The organism is Frankia sp. Hr75.2 (assembly GCF_949319125.1).
GTDB classification, from domain to species: domain Bacteria; phylum Actinomycetota; class Actinomycetes; order Frankiales; family Frankiaceae; genus Parafrankia; species Parafrankia soli.
The window spans coordinates 1-3,604 of the sequence record NZ_CASGGV010000104.1 but is presented as its reverse complement, the minus strand read 5'-3'; the positions used below and the strand labels follow the sequence as shown (position 1 = coordinate 3,604).

1 protein-coding gene is annotated in these 3,604 nt (G+C 78.2%); it reads left to right on the top strand.

Annotated elements, in window-relative coordinates; genetic code table 11:
- Nucleotides 1–3,604, top strand: a 3,604-nt coding sequence (locus AC559T_RS09335) for a type I polyketide synthase (RefSeq protein ID WP_498868472.1), incomplete at both ends; no start/stop codon positions are given.

Here is a 3,604-nt window from a genome sequence, read left to right as displayed (position 1 = left end):
TGCTGGGTGACGGCCGCCCGGCCGGCGGTGCCGCATCCGGCGGTGGCGCGGCCGGTGGGACGGATCTTGACGGGCTGCGGTACCGCGTCGGTTGGCATCCGCTCGGTCCGGAGCCGCCGCGGGCCGCCCCGGCCGCCGCTACCGGCCGATGGCTGGTGGTCACGCCGTTCCCGGCCGCCGATGGCGTACCGCCGCTCGCTGCCGACGCCGTGCGCGCCCTGGCCGAGGACGGCGCGGAGATCGTCGGCGTCCCGGTCGGCCCCGCCGAGCTCACCCGGGAGGGCCTCTCCGGGCGCCTGCGAGCCGTGACCGGCGCCGGGGAGAGCGACCCGCGGGGCGTGCTGTCGCTGCTCGCGCTGACCGGCACGGCACACCCCGACGGGCCCCCGCGCGCCGACGGCGCTGACGGCGCTGACGGCGCCGTGGGCACGGTTGGTGCCACAGCCACCCTGCTACTCGTCCAGGCCCTGGGCGACGCGGGGATCGGCGCGCCGCTGTGGTGCCTCACCCGCGGTGCCGTGTCCGTCGGCGGCGGTGACCCGGTGACCGACCCGGCGCAGGCGCAGACCTGGGGGCTGGGGCGGGTGGCCGCGCTGGAGCACCCGTCCCGCTGGGGCGGCCTCGTCGACCTGCCCGACACGCTGGACGGGTCCGCCCGGCGCCGGCTGGCAGCGGTTCTGCGTGGCGCGACCGACGAGGACCAGGTCGCGATCCGGGCGGGCACGGCCTTCGCCCGTCGGCTGCTGCGCGCGCCGCTCGGCGGGGTCGAACCCGCCCGGCGCTGGCGGCCCCGCGGAACCGTGCTGGTCACCAGCACCGGACCGCTCGGCCCCCACCTGGCCGGATGGCTGGCCGAGCGGGGAGCCGGGCATGTCGTGCTCGCCGGATCGCACCGCGCGGACGATCCCGACATCGCGGCGCTGCGCCACGGCGCGTTCACCGGGGACGTCCGGCTGACCGTGGCCACCTGTGACCTCGCGGACCGGGAGGCGTTGGCCGCGGTCGTCCGCGGGCAGGCCACCGACGGCGAGGGGATCCGCGCCGTCGTGCACACCGCCGCGCTGCTCGGGCTGCGCCCGCTGGCCGACACCTCGGTCACCGACCTGGCCGGCGCGATCGCCGCCAAGGCCACCGCGGCCGACTGGCTCGACGAGCTGTTCCCCACCGACGACCTCGACGCGTTCGTGCTCTTCTCGTCGGTCGTCGGCGTGTGGGGCGGCGCCGACCACGCCGCCTACGCCGCGGCCAACGCCCACCTGGACGCCCTGGCCGTGCGGCGGCGTGCCCGCGGCCTGCCGGCCACCTCGATCGCCTGGGGGCTGTGGCGCCCGCTGGCGGAGAGCGGCAGCGCCGGCGCCGCGGCAGCCGAGGACCCCGGCGTGCGGCGGCAGCGGGCACGGGGGCTCGGCTACCTCGAGCCGGACCGCGCCCTCGAGGCCCTGCGGCAGGTGCTGGACCACGACGAGACCCACACCGTCGTGGCGGAGATCGACTGGACGCGGTTCATCCCGGTCTTCACCTCGGCGGGCCGCCGCCCGCTGTTCGACACGCTCGCCGAGGACGCCGAGGCTGCTGGTGAGGCCCGGCCGTCCGGCGTCGCGGACGGCGACGCCTCCCCGGCCGCGTCCGGAACCGGCTCGCCGCTGGCCCGGAGACTCGCCGCGCTGCCTCCGGCCGAGCGGGACCGGGCCCTGGTCGAGACGGTCCGCACCCGGGCAGCGGCCGTGCTGGGGCACTCCGACGCCACCGCCGTGGAGGCGCACCGGGCCTTCCGTGACCTCGGCTTCGACTCGCTGACCTCCGTCGACCTGCGTAACGGGCTCGGCGCGGCGCTCGGCCTGCGGCTGCCGTCCACGCTGGTGTTCGACTACCCGACCCCGTTGGCGCTGGCGGAGTTCCTGCGGGTGGAGATCACCGGCGGCGACGCGGACGACGCGCCCGCCGCCGGCGTCCCGGGCGCTGTGGCGTCCCGCGACCGGAGCGGGCACGGCGGTGAGCACGACCTGCTGGACGCCGAGCCGGTGGCGATCGTGGCCATGGCCTGCCGGCTGCCCGGTGGCGTCGACTCCCCGGAGGACCTGTGGCGGCTGCTGGCCGAGGGCCGGGACGCGATCGGCGGGTTCCCGGCCGACCGGGGCTGGGATCTCGACGCCCTGCACGATCCCGACCCGGAGCGGTCCGGCACCTCCTATGTGCGCCACGGCGGCTTCCTGGCCGGGGTCGCCGACTTCGACGCCGAGTTCTTCGGCATCAACCCCCGCGAGGCTCTGGCGATGGACCCCCAGCAGCGGCTGCTGCTGGAGCTGTCGTGGGAGGCGGTGGAACGCGCGGGCATCGACCCGTCGACGCTGCGCGGCACCCCGGGCGGGGTGTTCGTCGGCACGAACGTCCAGGACTACGGCCCGCGCGCGCTGGCCGCCGGGGCGGAGACGGAGGGCTACATCGGCATCGGCAACGCGGCGAGCGTCATGTCCGGGCGCATCTCCTACACCCTGGGGTTGCAGGGGCCGGCGGTGACCGTCGACACGGCCTGCTCGTCGTCGCTGGTGGCCCTGCACCAGGCCGTCCAGGCGCTGCGGCGGGGGGAGTGCTCGCTGGCGCTGGCCGGCGGCGCGGTCGTGATGTCCTCCCCGCTGATGTACGTCGAGTTCAGCCGCCAGCGCGCGCTGTCACCGGACGGCCGCTGCCGGGCCTTCGGCGCGGGCGGCGACGGCACCGGCCTCTCGGAGGGCGTCGGCCTGCTGGTTCTCGAACGGCTCTCCGACGCCCGCCGGGCGGGCCGTCCGGTGCTCGCCGTCGTCGAGGGCACGGCGGTCAACTCGGACGGCGCGTCGAACGGGCTGAGCGCGCCGAACGGCCCGGCGCAGCAGCGGGTGATCCGCCAGGCGCTCGCCGTCGCCGGGCTGTCGCCGTCCGAGGTGGACGCGGTGGAGGCGCACGGCACCGGGACGAAGCTCGGCGACCCCATCGAGGCGCAGGCCCTCATCGCCGCGTACGGCCGCGACCGGCCGGCCGGTCGGCCGCTGTGGCTGGGGTCGCTGAAGTCCAACATCGGGCACACCCAGGCGGCGGCCGGCGTGGCCGGTGTGATCAAGATGGTGCTGGCCATGCGGCACGGGGTGCTGCCGCGCACCCTGCACGCCGACGAGCCCACCCCGCAGGTCGACTGGGACGGGTCCGGCGTCCGGCTGCTGACCGAGGAGGTCGCGTGGCCGGCCCGCCCGCTCCCGGCCGGCGCCCCGGCGGGGCGGGAGCGGGCCGGCGAGCGTGGGCCGCGGCGGGCCGCGGTCTCCGCGTTCGGCATCAGCGGCACGAACGCGCACGTGATCCTCCGCGAGCCCCCCCCCACCGAGGAGCCGCGGGTCGGGCCGGCGTCGTCACCGGCGTCGTCGCCGCGGCCGGTGCCGCTGCTGGTGTCGGCGCGCACCACGGAGGGGCTGCGCGCCCAGGCCCGCCGGCTGGCCGCCCACCTCGACGACCGTCCCGGCCCGGCCGCCGCGGACGTCGCGCTGGCCACCGCGGCGACCCGGGCCGCCTTCGACCACCGCGCGGTCGTGGGGGGGGGCGCCCCCCCCCCCCCCCGGGCGGGGCCCCGCGCCCCCCG